The sequence below is a fragment of the Pantoea sp. NSTU24 genome, from assembly GCF_050157905.1.
In the GTDB taxonomy this organism is placed as follows: Bacteria; Pseudomonadota; Gammaproteobacteria; order Enterobacterales; family Enterobacteriaceae; genus Pantoea.
The window spans coordinates 1,031,622-1,050,833 of record NZ_JBKIWZ010000001.1 but is presented as its reverse complement, the minus strand read 5'-3'; the positions used below and the strand labels follow the sequence as shown (position 1 = coordinate 1,050,833).

Sequence of the window (19,212 nt, the reverse complement as noted above, 5' to 3'; positions counted from 1 at the left end):
CCGGGCCTGTCTGATGCAGGCGTTACGCAGCAGGTGGCCTTTCGCTCGTCGACCGGACTAAACTCACGGCCACCGACTCCTGCATCAGCTCTTCCATATTTGCAGAGGCCAGCAGCGTGGTGGCCTGCCCGGCTGGCACCGGGCGGCTGAAGAGGTAACCCTGACCGTAATTACAGCCGCGCTTTCTCAGCCACCTCAGCGTCGCCACATCTTCAATCCCCTCGGCCGTTATCGTTACATTCAGTCCCTGACAGAGCCCCAGCAGCGTCTCAACCACTTTTCGCTGCTCAACCCCGGTCACGATACCCGCGATAAACGACTGGTCAATCTTGATTTTGGTAATGCCCAGCCCCAGCAGAACAGAGAGATTCGAGTAACCCGTACCAAAATCATCCAGTACGACCCCGATGCCATCCTCCTTCAGCAGGCGAATCGCCTGACGGGCATCGTCGGAAATCGCCATGACATTCTGCTCGGTGATTTCCAGCTCGAGCATGACCGGCCCGGCGTGCTGCATGATGCGGGAAAGGCAGGCGGTCAGCGCCGGTCTCAGCAACTGCTCTGGCGTGATATTCAGCGACAGGCAAAGTCCGGCAGGCCATGACCGGGTAGCGCTGACCGCATCCTGCAGCAGCGCCACGGTCAGGCTGTCCATCAGCCCCAGCCGCTCCACCACCGGCAGAAATTCAGTGGGTGAGACCGACTGACCTGATGCGGTGATCCAGCGCGCCAGGATCTCAAAGCCGGTAATGTTGCCGGTGCGCAACGATACCAGCGGTTGCAGAAAGGGAACAATGGCATGACCACTGATAGCGGCCACGACCTCCTGCTCCATCCACTCCCGCTGGCGAAAGCGCTGCTCCATGTCCGGTGAAAATTGCGCCAGATGAGTGCGCTTATCGCGCTTGGCCTCGTACAGCGCCAGATCGGCGGCCCGGACCACATCGGCCTGATCTGTGCAGGCTGAGCTGGCAATACCTGCTGAGAGACGGAGGAAGGTGTGCGGACTGGTCCGAATCGTGCTCGCGCGCTGACAGAGCTTTGCGGCGGCCGCAGATGCCTGTTCAGGCGCGGCATTGGCCGTGACCAGGGCAAACTCATCCCCTCCGATGCGGAACACCTGGCTTTCCATGCCAGCGGATGCGGTCAGCAGATTAGCCAGGGCAATGAGCGTGGTATCCCCCTGAAGGTGACCATTGAGATCGTTAATCGTCTTGAATTCATTAATGTCGAGCAGTGTCAGGGTATAAGGCGTACCACGGGCGTCGAGTGCGGCAAGATGCGCACTGAACGCGCGGCGGTTCATCACCCCTGTCAGGGGATCCGTGCCAGCCAGCCTGAGCGCGTTTTTATTTGCCGTCAGCAGGTTGCGGAGCAGACTGGCGATCAGCAACGCCGGAATAATCATCGCCAGGAGAGCAAAGGTGGAAGAGGTCAGGATAAACCGGACCCGTTCGCTGGTTTCAAAATTCGTGTCGTAGCCCAGACCCAGCAGCCTGCAAAGCCACCCCTCAAGCCCGAACTCCCACAGCGTGGAGAGCAAAATGATGGTCGCAATATTCAGCACTGCGAGCCAGAAAAGTTTCAGGCGCATGTGTTCATTCCCGGTGTCAGAAAGTGTCAGCATTCTGTGTTGATTTTCAGTAAAAATCGGGGGCGCTTTTTTTATAGATTGTCTGCTCAACGGCCGGCGATGATCCCCCCTCACGCATTCTGCTGTCAGAATTCATGCGTTATTACCGTCCTGACGCACAGGACAGCATCACCTGCTGCCTGGCGCGCACGGCGTACTGCATTCATAACGATGAGTGTTCTATCGGCAGCGGCGGCCGGATTAACAGGCCTGTCTGCTAAAATTTGTGCACTGCAACGGCTTTCTGGCACCGGACTCTGCAGAGAACAGCGGTCTCTGCCGTCGGGCAGTGACTATCCTGCACGGTCACCTCCGCAGAACCCGCTGGGTAAAAGGCTGGAAGGTGACGGGAATCGAAGCGGCAATACAGGCTGCGCTGACTGTGCGCAAAGGGTTGCCGCCAGTCAGGTTGACATCAATATAATTTGATTCAATACTGTCCGCTCTTATTGCCGGTTTCAGCGCCACAGGCTCTTCCTTCCGCCGGGTCAGCGCCTGAAGCCTTGTATCTTCTCTCTGCAAAGCGATGCGGTTATCCTTAATCCTGCCCAGGACATGCACACAACTTCACAGCTGAAGATTGTTTGTAATCTGGCCGTTCTGCCCCTGACTCAGTTGAGTAATGATATGAATGAAGCAACAGTGGGGATCGCTGATACGTCCTCCGCCAGTGCGGCACCGGAAACTATCGACCAGTTTCTCTGCTTTGCCCTCTATTCCGCCTCACACGCGATGACAAAGCTCTATCAGTCACGACTGAAGCCGCTGGGTCTGACCTATCCACAGTATCTGGTACTACTGGTGCTATGGGAGAAGGATCACCTGACAGTGTCAGAAATTGGCGCCCGCGTCCGGCTCGATTCCGGCACACTCAGTCAGCTTCTCAGACGGCTTGAGCGCGCCGGTATTCTCTTCCGTCAGCGTGATATCGGAAAGGATGAACGGCGGGTAATTATCTCGCTGACGGAACAGGGCCACCAGCTCGGCGTCGCAGCGGCGGGTGTACCGACAGATATGGTTTCCGTGATGGATACTGCCTGCAGTGAGCTGGGTGAACTGACAGCCCGTGTTGCTGTACTACGCGAAAAGCTGCTTAAGGCGTTGCCATGAAAATGGCTGATGACCGGGTCGGACAGAATCGCCTGAAGCGGCGCTGTTCAGAGGCTGTTCAGCATAACCGTTGCCCTGGAGTTTTTTTTGAGTACCCATAAACCGGTAGATATGGATGATGTTCATGCGGTGGTCGGACACGCGGTCTCCAGTTTGCTGAAGTCAGGTCAGACGGCAGGCATACAGGACATCATCGCCTTTCTGAAAAATAAGGAAGCGCAGTCCGTCAATGGCCAGAGGGAGCTTTACGCCAGAGCCATTCACATCGTGAAAAGCCTGGTCAACTGATTCCCTTCAGGTGGGCAGTCTCCGCGCGTCCGCAAAGCCGCGCGGCGGAATGCTGATCCGGCACGGCTGTTCGCTTTTGTCATTACGCACCTCTCCTTCTGCCCTGCTCACTTTTGTGCGTCTCCGTGCTGAGCCAGCGCCTACAGAGCGGCGCCGGTAGGAGCCATCAGGTCAAAGCGATCGTTCTGCTGAGCATCATCCATCGCCATCGGCGGCTCAACCTTCAGCGTGATCCAGTTAGAGGTCACCCGCTGCTGCTTACTGTCCTCCAGGGTCACCGACAGGCGATATTCGTTGCTGGCGTCCGGAGACGGATCCCACTGCGGCAGAATTACGCTCCAGCCCTGCGGGTCGGCGTTATTGGCTGGTGGCGTCAGGCTCAGCGCCTGCGTATCACCCTGCCAGCTGACAGCTTTGATGGCGTTACTGGCGCGCACCTGCAGCTTCAGCGGCAGGCTCTCGCCGCTGCTTAACTGCCAGGGCGGCGTCGCCAGAAAGACCGATAGCGTTTTGCGCTGGCGGAAAGCGAGTACCGGCGTCGTGTTGCGGGTCACGGTATCGTAGCGGCTGCCGCGCAGCGAGTGCGCTTCGGCGACGTTACCGGCGTCGAGCTGACGGCTCAGCGCCACGCCGAACCGGTAGTTAAGTTTCAGCCCCAGCTGGTCCTGACTTTCACCGGCGCTGCTGGTTTTGTGACTCGCGGAGAGCGTCACCAGCGGCACAGGCGTGTAAGAGAGGCCAAAGGACATGGCGGAAGGGTTGTGATAACGATTACCGCTGTTAAACAGATCGACATTTTCACCCAGATATTGCTGATAGCTGACCGACACGCCCAGCTGGCGATAAAAAGGCAGATAGCTCTGACTGGTGATGTCATAGCCGCGCGACATGCGCTGCTGCTGTGAGCTGCTAAGGTTTTTCCAGCCGGAAAGCGGCTGATAGTAATTAGCGGAGAACCGCATCGAATCGCTCCAGGCTTCCGTGCCTACAGAAGCCCGCTGCAGGCCACTGCTGAAGATCCGATCCACAAACCCGTTGTAGCCCAGCAGCCAGTTCCCGGCTTCCCAGCGTTGGCCCAGACCCGCACTGCCGACCAGCCCGTTACGGGTATCGTGCAGTCCCAGCTGGCTGAAGGTAAGCAGGCTCTCCTGGTCAGCCAGGGCGCTGAAGAGATCACCGCCAGTGCCGGTGAAGTTGCCATCCATATCCACATTCAGATCCAGCTGTGCAGTCCCATAGGGCGAGAGCAGTGACTGTCCTTCGCTCTCGACCCGCTCGGCCACCTCATCGCGCAGGTGATTAAAGGCCCAGACACCCGCCTGCTGGCCAAAAGTAACATTGCTGTCGCTGTTGTTACTTGCCTCTCCGATGCTTTTTGCAACGGCGGCCAGCTTTTTGCTCCACGCTTCATGCTGGTCGTTCACGCTACCCAGCGTTGGCAGCGACGCACTGTAGCGCGCAGGATCATCAAAAGGTGTCTCTGACACCTGCGTTTCAGTCTGTATCGCGCAGACGCTCTGCGTAGCAACCAGCGACAGCGCAATAAAAGCGTAAACCCCTGTTTTCTGTATCATGTCACCCGGCACATTGATCTGTTCGTCGCTGAGATAAAGTCAGAAATAGTGACTATTACCTTAACATATTGTGACGAAGATGCAGGACAGCAGCGGCTATTTGTGCATATACCAGAAAAGTCTGGCAGAAAAAAAGGCCTGCCCGTGGGCAGACCTGCTGTTCATGCGGGGGATCAGGAGAAGATCAACCCGCCATCCACGTTGATTGTCTGCCCGGTAATGTAGCGGGCATCGTCAGAGGCCAGAAATGCAACCAGCCCGGCCACATCCTCCGGCTGACCGGCCCGCTTCAGCGGAATATTATTGACCCATTCCGCCATCAGCTCCCCTTTTCCATAGGTTTTCTCCGCGCTACTGAGGATCTCGCCCCAGACGCGGTCGTTATAGTCCCACATCTCGCTCTCAATGATGCCCGGACAGAAAGCGTTAACCGTGATGTTCCACGGCGCCAGCTCCAGCGCCAGACTCTGGGTAATACCGATCACCCCCATTTTACTGGCGGCGTAGTGCGGTGTGTAAATAAAGCCTTGTCGCCCCTGGCCGGAGGACGTATTGATCAGGCTGCCGCTGCGCTGCTGCACCATATATTTTGCCGCCTCACGACAGCAGAGCCAGACGCCCGTCGTGTTAACCGCCAGGATGCGCTCGAAGTCACTTTTCGGCATCGTGTCAAAGCGGTCGATCGTGATCACGCCAGCATTCTGTATCGACACGTCAATGCGGCCAAAACGTTCAAAAGCCTGCTGATAGAGCTGCCGGACAGCAGCTTCATCCGTGACATCGACCTGCAGAGCCAGTATCTCACTGCCATAGTGCTCCTGAAGCTGGCCGGCGGTGGTGAAGACACGGTCATCGTTCGACACCATCACCAGTTTCGCCCCATCGCGGGCGAAGCGCGCCGCAATACCGGCACCAATTCCCCGGCAGGCACCGGTAATCACGACGGTTTGTTCGTGTTGTTCATGACGCATAATCGCTCCTGTTAACTGTGACGGATATTAGTGAGGGGAGCCGCCTGCTGCTTTTTTTCATGGCGACGCAACAGCACCACTTTGCTTTGCAGACGTTGCTGAAACTGGTCGATCACCACCGCTGTCACGATCACCAGACCTTTGATCACCATCTGCCAGAAGTCGCTGACACCCATCATCACCATGCCATCGGCCAGGAAAACGATAACGAATGCGCCAATGATCGAGCCTGACACCCGTCCGCGTCCGCCCGCCAGAGCCGTGCCGCCCAGAACGGTGGCACCAATGGCGTCCATCTCAAACATGTTGCCGGTCATCGGGTGCGCGGTCTGTAGCTGAGAAGCCACCACCAGCCCGACCAGACCGGCACAGAGGCCGGAAAAGGCGTAAACAAAGATTTTCACCTTGATAATCGGCACGCCCGCCAGCCGTGCGGCGGACTCATTGCCACCGATGGCATAGATATAGCGTCCCAGTGGGGTTTTTCGCGTCAGATAGAGACCCAGCAGCAGGAAGCCGAGCATCAGCCAGATCGGCAGATAAACGCCCAGCACGGTGCCGGCACCCAGCACCGCAAAACCCGTGTTGCCCAGCGCCGGCACCCCGACCAGGTTGGCATAAGTGCCGCCGTCGTTGAACAGCAGGGCCGCACCGCGCGCCACATACATCATGCCCAGCGTGCAGATAAAGGGAGCCACGCCCAGGCGGGTAATCACGGTGCCGTTAATCAGCCCCACCAGCACACCAAAGATCGCGACCACCAGAATCACTTCGGGCACGTTGAGAAACAGCGTATTGCCGTCCCACAGTGGAATGCCGTTGGTCAGCAGCGCCCCCGCGACCATGCCGCAGATGCCGGCGACCGCGCCGACAGAAAGGTCGATGCCGCCGGTCAGGATCACCAGCGTCATTCCAATCGCCAGCAGGCCGGTGATCGCCACATGCTGCGTCATAATCAGCAGGTTTGAGGGGGTCAGAAAGTTCGGCACCATCACGCTGAAAAAGGCGACTACAATCAGCAACGCAATGAAGGTGCGCGCCTTGAGCAGATACATATAGAGCAGATATTGTTGATTCATGACATTCTCCGGCCAGCGTAGCGCCTGGCCCACCAGGCATAAAGGGTGCACACAAACAGTGCAAAACAACCTGCCGTACGCGCAGTACAGGAGGACGATGAGCACGGCTCGCGTTCTGACTGACAAATAAAATAGCCCTGCAGGACAGGCTTTTAATCCTGTGGGGTCGATGCTGCAATCAGCTGTTCCCGCGTCGCCGCAGCGCGTGGCAGGTCAGCCGTAATCCGGCCATCGGCCATGACCAGAATACGGTCCGCCAGCGCCATCACCTCATCCAGTTCGGAGGAGGAAAACATCACTGCCAGTCCCTGCTGAGCCAGATTGCCAATCAGGTGATACACATCGGTTTTCGCGCCGACATCAATGCCGCGCGTAGGCTCATCCAGCAGAACCACCTGTGGCCCGGTCATCAGCGCCTTACCCAGCACCACCTTTTGCTGATTACCGCCGCTCAGCGAGGTCACGGGCAGTTCGGGATCGCTGACCTTGATTGCCAGATGACCAATCATTTCACTGACCCGCTGCTGCTCCCGGCCCGGATGCAGCCGCCCCAGCGCCCGGCGGAATCCGCGCAGACTGAAGTCGGAAAGCGTCATATTGGCGGTGATCGACATCATCTCAATCACCCCTTCGCCCTTGCGGTCTTCGGGCACCAGCGCAAGCCCGCTTTTCAGACGCTGCTGGAAGTTACGTTTTGCCAGATTGCTGCCCGCCAGCCGGACCTGTCCCGACTGACAGGACATCAGCCCAATCAGCCCCTTGAACAGCTCGGTGCGGCCCGCACCCAGCAGGCCATAGATGCCGATGACCTCGCCCTTGCGCAGCGAAAAAGTGACATCGTTGAGTTTGTAACCTCCGTTCTGGTGCAGCGCGGTCAGGCCTTCCACCTCCAGCACCGTTTCACCCTGTGGCGCAGGCTGATAGTCGAACTGCTTTTTCTTGTCGCCCACCATCTGGGCAATGATCCACGGCACACTGGCGTTGCGCACTTCGCGCTCGCTGATAAAGCGGCCATCGCGAAAAATGGTGATGTGATCCCCAATTTCCATCAGCTCTTCCAGCCGGTGTGAGATATAGATAATGGTGACCCCGCGCCGTTTCAGCTGGTCGATAACGCTGAACAGCACTTTGACTTCTGACTGACTCAGCGCGCTGGTGGGCTCATCCATGATCAGCACCCGCGTATCCTTCGACAGCGCCCGGGCGATCTCCACCAGTTGCTGATGACCGATACCCAGCTCGCCCAGTGGCGCATAGGGATCGACATCCAGCTGCAGCCGCTCCAGCAGCGACTTCGCCAGCGCGTACTGATACTTTTCGTTGATTACACCGCGCTGAAAGAATTCGTTGGCGATAAAGATGTTGTCCATAACGTTCATATTGGGGAACAGGTTCAGCTCCTGAAAAATAATGCTGATCCCGTGCTTTTCCGCCTGATGGGTGGAGTTCAGCGACACCACCTTGCCATCCAGCAGGATCTCACCGGACGACGGCGTTTCCACCCCGGCCAGCATCTTCATCATGGTGGATTTACCCGCACCGTTCTCCCCGATCAGGACATTCACTTTGTTGCGGTAGACCCGGTAGTTGACCTGATCCAGCGCCGTGACACCGGGATAGAGACGTGACACATTGCATGTTTCGATGATCACATCATCGGCGTGCTGCGGTTGAGAAGTTTGCATCTGCCGCTCCTTATTGCCGGGTAATCGCGGCCGGGGTGATATCCGGCAGCTGCTGCGGAATGTCCCAGCTGCTGAATACACCCGTGACCTTCACCTTGTCGCCCACTTTTGGCGCGAACTGCTTCATCAGGCCGGAGGCGTGCTGGTTAATGGCCTTGCCATAATCACCAAACAGCACCTGATCGTTGAAGTCCTGATAGTTTGCGCCGCGGTATGCATCCCGTAGCGCGGTGCCACGGATAATCGGCCCGGCCTGAATGGTGACACTGTCACCTGATTCATCCTTCACGGTCATTTTTCCGCTACGCGACGTGGTGTTAAGCGCCGTCACATCGCCCTGTACTGAGACACTGAACACACAGGGGTTCTCCGGCTGGCTGCGATAACCATACTGCTGACAGGCGGTGTCAAAATCTTTGGCAGACTGCAGCGATGACATCAGCGTCGCCAGCGGCCGGGCCTCCGCCTGAATCTGCGGCACCAGTTTCTGCTGCCAGAGCTGGTCAATGTTAGCCATTTTCGGATTAGGGGGATTTTTCAGATCGGCCAGTTCCTGCTGCGACACGATTTTACAGCCGCTCAACAGCATGACCACCAGCGACAGCCAGACTCTTCGGGACATCTTCTTCTCCCTGGCGCCTGCGTGCGCAGGCGCGACAGCGGTTAATTACGACTTATAGTTAAAGTCCTGTACGCCTTTGGCGTTTTCCGGGGTAATCAGAATGCCGCGGAACATCACCCGCTGTTTTTCCGGCTTCACGCCCTTCTGGATGAAGTTATCGAGATCGGTCACCCCTTCGGCGGCAATCGCCTGCGCCTGCAGCATAACTGTGGCTTTCAGCGTGCCCGCTTTCACCGCATCGCGCTCATCGTTGCTGCCATCAATGCCTACCACGATAACGTCATTGCGGCCGGCGGCTTTCAGCGCCGCAATCGCGCCCAGCGCTACCGGGCCATTGCCGCAGATCACCCCTTTCACGTCCGGATGCGCCTGCAGGATGCTGTCCATGATGCGCTTACCGTCAATCAGGGTGCCTTTAGCATCCTGACGCGCTACGCTCTGCATGTCAGGGTACTGATCCAGTACCTGGTGGAACGATTTCGAGCGGGTCACACAGTTGTTGTCCGCAAGGTTACAGGCGAGTTCGGCGTATTTGCCCTTTTCGCCCATCTTCTCCACAAAGACGTTGGCCACATCGGAGCCTGCCTGGAAGTTGTTGTGGGTGATCTGCGCCAGCGCCACATCATCCACCGGGATTTCGCGGTTGATCAGCACCACCGGAATCCCGGCATCTTTCGCTTTCTTAATCGCCGCGACGCTGGCGGTGGAGTCGGCGTTGTCCAGCACGATACCCTGCACTTTCTTACCGATAGCCGCGTCGATCAGTTCACTCTGTTTCTTTACATCTTCACCGTGCGACAGCACCGTGGTTTTGTAGCCCAGCGCCTGGGCCTTAAGATTGGCGCCTTTGGCTTCAGAGGCGTAATAAGGGTTATCGAGGGAGTTAACCAGAATCATAATGGTGCCCTTTTCAGCGGCAAACGCCGCCTGAGACAGCAGACAGGCAGCCACGGCACTACACAGCAGGGTACGGTTTTTCATGATGTTCTCTCTTATCGTTATGGCAGGGTATCGGGTCCCGGGTGTTGAGTCGGCCTTACCAGATGGTAAAGCCACCATCGATCATTAAATCTGCGCCAGTGATCATGTCGCTGCCGTTGCTGGCAAAAAACAGTACGGCGGCGGCGATCTCATCGGTATAGGCAAAGCGACCCAGCGGGATCAGCTTTTTCATCTGCTCCCCCTTCTCACCGCGCCAGGCTTTTTCGCCCATAGGTGTCAGCACAACAGTCGGTGACAGGGTATTGACGTTGATCCGGTGCGGCGCAAACTCTTTGGCCATCACTTTAGTCATGCCCAGCAGGCCCGCCTTGGCAGAGGTGTAAGCGACGTGGTTATCAATCGCGATAGAGGCCGCCTGCGAGGCGATATTGATGATTTTGCCGCCCGCGCCTGCCCGGATCATCAGCCGCGCCGCCGCCTGCGAACAGAGGAACGGGCCGGTGAGATTCACCGCAATCTGCTTCTGCCATTCGGCGAAGTCGGTCTCTACGACCGGCTGCAGCATCACGTAGCCCGCACAGTTCACCAGTATGTCGATCCGGCCATAGTGGGAAATCACCGCCTCGAATGCCGCCTCCACTGACGCGGGATCGGTGACGTCGCAGCAGATAAACTGCACCTGTCCGGCGTCGAATTCCGCCTGCAGGCTGGCGACCTTCTCCGCCTCAAACGGCGGATAGAGCAGTGCGAGACGCGCGCCCTTCTCCAGCAACATCCCATTCGTCGCCATGGCGATGCCGCCCAGCCCGCCGGTCACGACCGCCACTTTGTCGGCCAGATGCATTGCGGTATCCACGCCGTAGCGCAGGTTTACGTCATATTCACCACTCATCCCACTCTCTCCCTCAGATTTTGCTGCCGCCAGTGATTCAATCATTTTCGAACAAAAATATATGCTATCGAAAAGAAACGTTGTGTGGGGCAGATCAAATTTCGACCATCTGCTTTCCTGTCCGGCTTATCTGGTTGAAAAGACGTGATCTGGCTTCCAGTAAGCAAATAAAGTCTGCCGCCTGCAATCAGAAAAGCGTGAGAGATTCAATAGCCTGACTGTTTTTTATTTTCGTTCGAAAATGAAAGCCCTCTTCGGCCATCTCGCATTCGCAAAAACGGCGCGTTAAACTCAGCTCCGTAGAGGTTATTTGCCCGACCCGACAGATGATTGGAAAAGGGAGCATTTCGATTGAAAAGCAAAAGTGAGCAGTTCGCTGATATGCAGCAACGCCGCGAGAAAATCCTGGAGATGATCCGTGAAGATGGCACGGTGACGGTCAAAGCGCTGACGGAAACCTTCGGGCTGACCGAAGCGACGTTACGTACCGACCTGCGTATGCTGCAAAAACAGGGCTTTGTGCAGCGCTACCACGGTGGCGCAACGCTGATGACGGGTAAGCAGAACACCGGCGCAATGCTGCTGGAGCGGCAGACACATCTGGAAGAAAAAGAAGCGATTGGCCGGCTCGCAGCGCAGCATATCGAAAATGGTGATACCGTGATTTTTGATTCCGGCACCACCACCACGGCGATTACGGATGCCATCAGCCATATTCGTCGTCTTTCTGTGGTGACAACCGCGGTTAACATCGCCCTGAAACTGGGCGGCGAGCCGGGGATTAATATCCTGCTGACCGGCGGCACATTTAAATTTCCGACGCTTTCCACCTCCGGTGAAAAAGCCGCCAGCTTTTTTGAAAACGTCCTGGCTGAAAAACTCTTTCTGGCGACGGCCTGCATATCACCACGGCTGGGGCTGAGCTTTCCGAGTGAAACCGACATCAAGGTTAAACTGGCAATGATTAACTCCGCCAGTACGGTTTATGTGGTTGCTGACTCCAGCAAAATCGACAAGGTTTCGATGTTTGCGATGCCGTGCGACTGGAGCAACATCCACTACCTGATTACCGACAGCGGCATCAGCGCCGCGCAGGTCAACGCGTTTGAAGCGCTGGGTGTAAAGGTGCTGGTGGCGCCTCTGCCGCTGAAACGGGCAATGTAAACGGCTATCAGGGCGGAATCGAAAACCGCACGCGCCCGAAGCCGCTGCCGGTAAAACAGCGCACCCTCGCCGAGCGGGCAGTTGAGATCCGTCTGAAGAGTAAAGCGTGAGCGCCAGGAGAGCGGCTCCCTTTGCGATCAGGCGGGCGTTTCCTGCACAACGCACCGCGCTTTTCGCCCGCGCCTCAGCTCCCTGCTGCTGCCGCCGCCATTAAAATGCCGTTAAAGCAAAAGACGCGCCGTCACCCGGAAAACCGTGGGCCAGAACAGACGCGTAAATTCTGATTTTTATGAGATTACTCACTCAAATCGTTAAAATTTTTCGCCACAAAGCCATTAGAAAATCTTAATAGTTTCCAATCGAATCCATTGCGTGCCAGAATGCATAACAATGTTCAGAACAAGTTTGTCCCTGCGATCATTCAGTTCGCTTTAACTATCGCTTTTGCTGGCGCTTTTTTTACACTGAATCCCGCTCTCAGCGCGTCCGCTAACACGCATCGTCAGCAGGCGCAATGGTTTGAATTCTCAAAAGTCTTAGGTAGACTAATCGCGTATCCTGATGTAATCAGACCTTATTTCTTTAACAGAATTTTGGCTCAATGCGGCGCGACACTCAGCGTCTCCTGCATTGGGCCCGGCAATATGCAGCTACTTTGATGAGATCACGAGGAACATGGTGAAAAAGAGTCTTGCGTTAACGCTGCTGGCGGTGCTTACCCTGGCAGGCTGTAAGGCCCCGCCGCCGCCCGTTACAGATGATACGCTGGTGACCAGCGAGATTAACGGCGTCAAACTGGTCCATCGACATGCTGTCGCGGCACCGGCTGAATTCGAACCGGTTAACCAGACCTGGCGGGCGCTCTATGGTGCTTCCGTTATGACCTCGCCTGACTACGGCGGCAAAGTGGTCCGCTACCTCGAAACAGGCAAACCCTTTGAAGTCCTGGGTAACGTCGAACATAACTGGCTGGCGATTGCTGATCAGGCTGATGGCCCGTTAATTGGTTATGTGCCCTTAAAGGCAGGCGTGGAAAGTAGCCGTTACGATGCTACCCTGCAGAGCGATCGTCCCCGTCCGCGCAAAGCGAAACAAGTCTGCGTCGCCGTTGGCGGCGCCAGTAAAGCCTGTCGGACTAACGATACCGCGACCTGGATCTTAGACTGATTATGAAATCCGGCGCATATTGCCCGCAGCACTGTCCCGTTCTGCGGGCACAGGGATTTGTCATTGGCTGGAAGATCACGAATTAATGACTGTGGAATCCCCGGCGCGTGAAGCGCCTCCTTCAGGCAATAAGAATCTGTTGCTGCAGGCTGCCGCGCCACTGCTGAACGCCGTGGTGCAAATCCGGCAGGCAGCGACTCATGATGATCCTGCAGGGCTTCGCCAGTCACTGATTGATGAAATCCGCCAGTTTGAACAACGCTGCAAACAGGCAGGCCTACCCTTCGAGATGATTATCGGTGCACGTTACTGCATCTGTAGCGCCCTGGATGAAGCGGCAGCACAAACCCCCTGGGGCACACGTGGTGTGTGGTCAGGCAACGGTATGCTGGTCACCTTCCATAACGAAAGCTGGGGCGGTGAAAAATTCTTCCAGCTCCTGTCACGCATCTCACAAAGTCCGCAACAGCATCTCTGGCTGCTGGAAGTCGTGCAATACTGTCTGCTGCTGGGCTATGAAGGCCGTTATCGCGGCAGTGAAAATGGCCGCATCCAGTGCGAAGGCATCCGTAAGCGCCTCAAAACCCTGATTGATGAGACGCGTGAGCAGCGCCAGACGCCGCAGCCGCCACTGGTAGAGGTGCACCCACTGGTCAGCACGCTGGCCCGCCCGATGGTGCCGCTCTGGGCTTGTGCGATGCTGGTCGCACTGATCGGCTGCCTGATCTACAGTGGCCTGAACTGGCGCCTCGGCAATGCCGCCGGACCGCTGCTGCGCACGATCTATCAGATGCCGCTTCCGCAGATCACTGCAGGCCGTCGTCCCTCTTCTCCGCAGGCGCTGCTCGATCTGCGCCAGCGCCTGAACGATGTCATTGCCGCCGGACAGCTTGAAGTCAGCGACGGTGCGTTCGGCAGCAAAGTCATTATTCCGGCAGACAAACTCTTTGCCGAACAGGGCACGGTCATCAATCCTGTGGGCCGCGCGCTAATCGCCCGTGTCTCCGCCGCGATGAAAGATGTAAAAGGCACCATTCTGGTTTCGGTCTTTACGGACGATCATCCAGTGGATAACAGCCGCTTTGCCTCCAGCTACGAATTCTCCTTTGCCCGTGCACGCGCCATTACGCAGTTACTCCAGCTGCAGCTGGCTGACGGCCATACGGTGCGATCTGAGGGCCGTGGCGACAGCGATCCGCTTCTGCCCAACGACAGCAGCGAAAACCGTACCCGCAACCGCCGCGTTGAAATCACTTTGTTTGCCGCGCCTGAAACGCTCAGTAATCATCAAGGAGCACAATAAATGCGCGCTTCCCTTCGCCTGCTGCTAACGCATCGCCTGCTGTGGAGCTTTATTGGCGTCACGGCGCTCAGCTGCCTGGTCTGGATGCTCGGGCCCTTCTGGTCATGGGATGAATCACGCCCGCTGGAATCCGTGCTGCCACGCCAGCTCACCGTTAGCGTTCTTTACTTTCTCTGGATCCTGTTCCAGCTGATTCCGTCACTTTATCGTGCCTGGTTTAACAGCCGCCTGCTGACGCAGCTTCAGGTGAACGGCAATGATGATCCGGCAGAACGCCAGATCACGGAAGAACGGCTTAATCATCGCTTCAGCGAAGCGGTGATGCAGCTCAAACGCACGCAGTTTGGTCGTCGCCACAGCGGCAGCCTGCTCTCGCGGGTCAACGCCAGTTATCTCTATCAGCTCCCCTGGTATCTGGTCATGGGCGCGCCGGGTGCCGGCAAGACCACCGCGCTATTTAACGCCGGTCTCGACTTTCCGCTGACCGACACGCTGGGGAAAACCGCCGTGCGTGGCGTCGGCGGGACCCGCAACTGCGACTGGTGGTTTACAGACAGTGCAGTCTTGATCGACACAGCAGGTCGCTATGCGTTACAGGAGAGCCAGCGCGTGCGGGATGCGGCGGAGTGGCACACCTTCATTAACCTGCTTAAACGTTATCGCACCCGCCAGCCGATTAATGGCGTCATCATGACCATCAGCGTGGCCGACCTGCTGAGTGACTCTGCCGAAGCGCGGTTCGCTCAGGCCAGCGCGCTGCGTGAACGTATGGCGGAACTGCATCAGCAGACCGGCATTCATTTCCCGGTGTATGTGATGGTGACCAAAACCGATCTGCTCAAAGGCTTCATGAGCTACTTCGGTACGATCGACAAAGCACGACGTGACGCGATCTGGGGCTTCACCTTCAACCGGGAACCGGCTAAGCCACACAGAGATGACTGGCATAGCCACTTCAATCAACAGTTCAGACGGCTTGAAGAGCAACTGCTGGAACAGCTGGCTGAGCAGATGACACAGGAACGCGACCTCAACGAGCGCGCTGAGTGCTTTCTCTTTCCTCAGGAGTTCGCCTCACTGCGTCCGCTGCTGAATGAATATCTGGATATTGTCTTTTCCGGGCATCAGGATGCCGTCGCCTGGAGCCCGCGTGGTCTCTTCTTTACCAGTGGTACCCAGGAAGGTCTGCCGTTTGATCGGGTCATGGGTGAACTGAGCCGTAAACTGCAGCTGCGTCAGGCAGGTGAACACTCTATCGCCGCCTGGGATAGCGTAAACCGTAACAGTCCAATTCCTGGCAATAAAGGCCAGAGCTTCTTTATTCGTGACCTGCTGAGCGATCTGATTTTCAAAGAGAGTGGCCTGGCGGGCAGCAACCGTCGCTGGGAATACCGTAACCAGCTTTTCCACTGGATAGGTTACGGCGTGCTGGCAGGCGCACTGCTGATTGCCTGCGGCCTCTGGAGCTTCAGCTACTATCAGAATCAGCACTATCTTCAGCAGATCGCCGCGCGGATACCGGCTATCCGTACACAAAGTCAGCAGGTGATTCATCAGCCCGCCGATAATATTTTTGATCTGCTACCCTTTCTGAATAATCTGGTAAAGCTGCCGCTGTCGGAGCATTTTTCTCTCGATAATCCGCCGCTTACTATGCGGGCTGGCTTATATCGCGGCAGCCAGGTCAGCGATGCCGCATGGGTGCTTTATCAAAATGCGCTTAAGTCTCTGTTGCTGCCCCGGGTCGCACAGCAGATTACCAATATCCTGCGCAACGATCCGGGCGATGACAACGCCTATAGCCGCAATGCGCTGCGCGCTTATCAGATGCTCTATCAGCCACGAAATTATGATGGCGAATTTTTACGCGCCTGGCTGCTGCAGAATTTACAGCGAAGTCTGCCCGATACGGTCAGCGCCCGCGATTTGCAACAGCTCGACTGGCATCTGAGTCAGCTGCTGGATCAACAGATACAGTCGTCGCCCTACGCGCGGGATAATGCCCTGATGATGCGCAAGCTGGCTGAGAATCTGAACATCGCGGGTCAGTCCGGGGCTATGCTGGCCGTGACGCCAGCGCATCCGGCACCGCAGGCGAACCCACATAGCGGGTCATGGTGAGGTGAATATGGCGGCTTACACGGCTCCCGGCTGGTATGGCAAGCTGCCGTCGACCGGTGACTTTCTGCATCGCCGGCTGAGCGAACAACAGACTGGCCCATGGAACCACTGGTTCCAGCAGGGATTATTACACTGGCATCAGCAGGCCTGGTCGTTCAGCGCGAACTTTCTTCACGCGCCGGTGTGGAACTTTGTTCTGCCCCTCACTGCGACCCGGCCACATATCCAGATGGGCTGCTTACTGCCCTCCTGTGACCGTGTCGGGCGCGCCTGGCCGCTGCTGGCGCTGCACAGTTTTTCGCTGGCGCAGTGGCATCCTGCCCAGCTCTCCATCTCCGGGGAGTGGTTTCAGGATCTGGGTGCAACGCTGTTGCAGGCGGTTCAGACACCGCTGAACGGTGAGCAGCTGGAACAGCATATTCAGGCCCTGCCGCCGCTGATGGTGCCCACGAGAAAGCCGTCGGAAATCATGGATGTGATTGGTTTTCAGGATCTGCCCTGTACGCTGAGCTGGCGTGAAGTCGCTGAACGTTTTGATCCACAGCAGCATATCAGCTACTGGTGGAGTAACCGCAGTGATGGTTTTACCCATGCGACTCACAAGCACAGCGGCAACCTCACGGCGCAACTGTTTTCGTTACTGTTTAACCCGGCTGCAGGTTCACAGCCGGGGCGTAATGGCCTCTATCCTCCGATGTTCGAGTGAGGCCGGATGCGTTTGCCGTCTAATCTGGGATAACTCATGCAATTTACCATTGTGCAATGCACTACGGATGTTCCGGTCAGAAGCGTCGCGTTTCAGCCACCTGGCGGCACCATTGGCCGCAGTCAGGACAACGATCTGGTACTGCCAGATGAGACACGCGCGATTTCGCGACTGCAGGCCCTGGTTCATCTGTCGCATGACGGCGAGTGCCGCCTGACCAATCAGGGCAGCGTCACGCCGGTAGAACATAACGGCCTGACGCTGGGACGCGGCATGCAGGTGCTGCTGAAGCATGGCGATGCGCTGCGGATCGGCGACTATACCCTGGAGGTGCGTGATCCTGCCTGCCAGAGTAGCCAGAGCGATCCCCTGGCGCTGTTTGCCAGCGACAGTGCCGAGCCTGCTAATCCGCTGGGCATTCATGACCATCCCGACGTGGAGGCTGCCCTGCTGGTCAGCGGAACGACAGCTTCACGGCATGAGCGCCATACCGATGCGCGGCTGGCGATTGATCCGCAGGCCAGTGAGCCGCGCCGGGCACTGACGGCGCAGCCGGTCGATCAGGACAGGCTCGTCGCTGCGTTGCTGGAGGGAATGGGGCTAAGCAACGGTCACGCTACGCCAGTTGATGAAGAGCAGATGCGCATTACGGGCCGGATGTTAAGCCTCTTTTCGCAGGGTACTGTGGCGCTGCTCTCATCACGATCTATCCTCAAACGCGGCGTCAAAGCGGACATGACGATGATCCTTAACGAGGCCAACAACCCGTTCAAGATCCTGCCTTCCGGCAAAACCGTACTGATGCAGATGTATCAGAGTCAGATGCCTGGCTTCATGCCGCCGGAACAGGCCGTGCGCGATGCGCTGGTGGATTTGCAGGCTCACCAGCTGGGCATGATTGCCGGCATCCGCGCAATTATTGCGGCGATGCTGCAGTCCTTTAATCCACAGCGGCTGGAGGAGCAGGCGCGTGCCGATGGCGTGTTGTCAAAACTGCCCTTCTCTACGGTGAAAAAAGCGGCGCTGTGGGACTACTTTATCCGGAACTATCAGCGAACGGCGGGCGAGATCGAAGATGATTTCCATACGCTGTTTGGTGAAGCTTTTCTTCATGCCTATGACATGGAGGTCAATCAGTATAAGGATTCTCAGACGCGGGTAGATGAAGCATGAAGATCGTTTTTGCCAGCCGCTGTCAGCAGGGCCTGCGTGATGAGAATCAGGATCGCACTGGCGCAGAGCTCGATGATCGTAAAGCCTGTTTCGTAGTCTGTGATGGCGTAGCCGGTCTGCCCGGTGGCGAGGTGGCGGCGCAGTTAGTACGTGACACCCTGCTAAGCCAGCTACAGGTATATGACAACTTAACGCCGGAACGCACCCGCCAGGCGGTTGAACATTGCCGCGCCGTGCTCCACGAGGCACAGGGTAAAAATCCGAAATATTCCCGTATGAGCACCACACTGGCGGCCCTGTTTATCGACCGCGAAAAACAGCGGGCATGGTGGGCGCATGCTGGTGATAGCCGGGTTTATCACTTCCGGCGTGGCGTGCTGCATGGGGTCACACGCGACCACAGCCTGGCGCAGCAGCTGAAAGAAGCAGGCTATGAAAATACCGGCATTAACAGTAATTTACTTTATAATGCGCTCGGCGCTGAGCCGCCTCGCTTAGTGAGCTTCTCGCAGGAGATTGCCTTAGAGGATGGCGATGCTTTTCTGGTCTGCACCGACGGTTTCTGGCTGAACCTGAACAGCGGTGAAATGGAACAGGCGCTGCGCATGGTCAACGCCTGTGAAGAGTGGCTGGCCCTGATGGAACAGGCGGTAAGCCGCAATGTTAAGAAAGACAATCTCAGCGCCCTGGCGGTCTGGATTGGTGAGCCGGAAGAGGCAACGCTGCTCTATTCACTGGCTGATTCGGCGCGCTTTCTGCCGCCTCGATTTTGATTCCAAGGA

General features: G+C 57.1%; 18 protein-coding genes. 9 read left to right on the top strand and 9 right to left on the bottom strand.

Features of this window, described 5'->3' with window-relative positions; genetic code table 11:
* Nucleotides 1–22: 22 nt before the first annotated feature.
* On the bottom strand, nucleotides 23–1,594 hold the full coding sequence (locus ACLHDD_RS05175; RefSeq protein ID WP_427103220.1) for a putative bifunctional diguanylate cyclase/phosphodiesterase: 1,572 nt from the start codon (nucleotides 1,592–1,594) through the stop codon (nucleotides 23–25).
* A gap of 345 nt (nucleotides 1,595–1,939) precedes the next feature.
* On the bottom strand, nucleotides 1,940–2,101 hold the full coding sequence (locus tag ACLHDD_RS05170) for a hypothetical protein (protein ID WP_427103219.1): 162 nt from the start codon (nucleotides 2,099–2,101) through the stop codon (nucleotides 1,940–1,942).
* Nucleotides 2,102–2,260: 159 nt separating this feature from the next.
* On the opposite strand from ACLHDD_RS05170, the gene ACLHDD_RS05165 reads away from it, so the two are divergent.
* Both ACLHDD_RS05165 and ACLHDD_RS05160 read left to right on the top strand, forming a co-directional pair.
* Entirely contained in the window at nucleotides 2,261–2,743 is a 483-nt protein-coding gene (locus tag ACLHDD_RS05165; protein ID WP_427103218.1) for a MarR family winged helix-turn-helix transcriptional regulator, read from the top strand.
* An 87-nt stretch (nucleotides 2,744–2,830) separates the two neighbouring features.
* Nucleotides 2,831–3,031 carry a hypothetical protein gene (locus tag ACLHDD_RS05160; protein ID WP_427103217.1) on the top strand — a complete coding sequence of 67 codons (201 nt, stop codon included), beginning with the start codon at nucleotides 2,831–2,833 and terminating at the stop codon, nucleotides 3,029–3,031.
* A gap of 140 nt (nucleotides 3,032–3,171) precedes the next feature.
* Here the strand turns inward: ACLHDD_RS05160 and ACLHDD_RS05155 are convergent, their stop codons facing one another.
* The 7 genes from ACLHDD_RS05155 to ACLHDD_RS05125 form a co-directional block, all read right to left on the bottom strand.
* Complete coding sequence (locus tag ACLHDD_RS05155) at nucleotides 3,172–4,605, bottom strand: YchO/YchP family invasin (RefSeq protein WP_427103216.1); 1,434 nt, start codon at nucleotides 4,603–4,605, stop codon at nucleotides 3,172–3,174.
* Nucleotides 4,606–4,778: 173 nt separating this feature from the next.
* Complete coding sequence (locus ACLHDD_RS05150; RefSeq protein WP_427103215.1) at nucleotides 4,779–5,576, bottom strand: SDR family oxidoreductase; 798 nt, start codon at nucleotides 5,574–5,576, stop codon at nucleotides 4,779–4,781.
* A gap of 11 nt (nucleotides 5,577–5,587) precedes the next feature.
* Nucleotides 5,588–6,655, bottom strand: a complete 1,068-nt coding sequence (locus ACLHDD_RS05145; RefSeq protein WP_427103214.1) for an ABC transporter permease — start codon at nucleotides 6,653–6,655, stop codon at nucleotides 5,588–5,590.
* Between the two features lie 152 nt (nucleotides 6,656–6,807).
* Complete coding sequence (locus ACLHDD_RS05140; protein WP_427103213.1) at nucleotides 6,808–8,340, bottom strand: sugar ABC transporter ATP-binding protein; 1,533 nt, start codon at nucleotides 8,338–8,340, stop codon at nucleotides 6,808–6,810.
* A gap of 10 nt (nucleotides 8,341–8,350) precedes the next feature.
* Nucleotides 8,351–8,962, bottom strand: coding sequence for a DUF2291 family protein (locus tag ACLHDD_RS05135; RefSeq protein ID WP_427103212.1), 612 nt, complete (start codon nucleotides 8,960–8,962; stop codon nucleotides 8,351–8,353).
* Nucleotides 8,963–9,007: 45 nt separating this feature from the next.
* Nucleotides 9,008–9,943 carry a D-ribose ABC transporter substrate-binding protein gene (locus ACLHDD_RS05130; RefSeq protein WP_427103211.1) on the bottom strand — a complete coding sequence of 312 codons (936 nt, stop codon included), beginning with the start codon at nucleotides 9,941–9,943 and terminating at the stop codon, nucleotides 9,008–9,010.
* A gap of 55 nt (nucleotides 9,944–9,998) precedes the next feature.
* On the bottom strand, nucleotides 9,999–10,796 hold the full coding sequence (locus tag ACLHDD_RS05125) for a GolD/DthD family dehydrogenase (RefSeq protein ID WP_427103210.1): 798 nt from the start codon (nucleotides 10,794–10,796) through the stop codon (nucleotides 9,999–10,001).
* A gap of 351 nt (nucleotides 10,797–11,147) precedes the next feature.
* Here ACLHDD_RS05125 and ACLHDD_RS05120 point away from each other — a divergent pair, with 351 nt between their 5' ends.
* From ACLHDD_RS05120 to ACLHDD_RS05090, 7 genes are all read left to right on the top strand, one after another.
* Nucleotides 11,148–11,960, top strand: a complete 813-nt coding sequence (locus tag ACLHDD_RS05120) for a DeoR/GlpR family DNA-binding transcription regulator (protein ID WP_427103209.1) — start codon at nucleotides 11,148–11,150, stop codon at nucleotides 11,958–11,960.
* Nucleotides 11,961–12,635: 675 nt separating this feature from the next.
* The gene (locus ACLHDD_RS05115; protein WP_427103208.1) at nucleotides 12,636–13,127 is read left to right on the top strand and encodes an SH3 domain-containing protein; all 492 of its coding nucleotides are present in this window, start codon (nucleotides 12,636–12,638) and stop codon (nucleotides 13,125–13,127) included.
* Nucleotides 13,128–13,212: 85 nt separating this feature from the next.
* The gene (gene icmH / locus ACLHDD_RS05110; RefSeq protein WP_427103207.1) at nucleotides 13,213–14,430 is read left to right on the top strand and encodes a type IVB secretion system protein IcmH/DotU; all 1,218 of its coding nucleotides are present in this window, start codon (nucleotides 13,213–13,215) and stop codon (nucleotides 14,428–14,430) included.
* Nucleotides 14,431–16,551: a type VI secretion system membrane subunit TssM gene (tssM, locus tag ACLHDD_RS05105; protein WP_427103206.1), complete on the top strand. Its 2,121-nt coding sequence runs from the start codon at nucleotides 14,431–14,433 to the stop codon at nucleotides 16,549–16,551.
* Nucleotides 16,552–16,558: 7 nt separating this feature from the next.
* Nucleotides 16,559–17,257: a type VI secretion system-associated protein TagF gene (tagF, locus tag ACLHDD_RS05100; protein ID WP_427103205.1), complete on the top strand. Its 699-nt coding sequence runs from the start codon at nucleotides 16,559–16,561 to the stop codon at nucleotides 17,255–17,257.
* Nucleotides 17,258–17,293: 36 nt separating this feature from the next.
* Entirely contained in the window at nucleotides 17,294–18,430 is a 1,137-nt protein-coding gene (gene tagH / locus ACLHDD_RS05095; RefSeq protein ID WP_427103204.1) for a type VI secretion system-associated FHA domain protein TagH, read from the top strand.
* A complete protein-coding gene (locus ACLHDD_RS05090; RefSeq protein ID WP_427103203.1) occupies nucleotides 18,427–19,203 on the top strand; it encodes a PP2C family protein-serine/threonine phosphatase in 777 nt (258 codons plus the stop codon). The genes tagH and ACLHDD_RS05090 overlap by 4 nt, the downstream gene beginning before the upstream one ends.
* Nucleotides 19,204–19,212 lie beyond the last annotated feature (9 nt).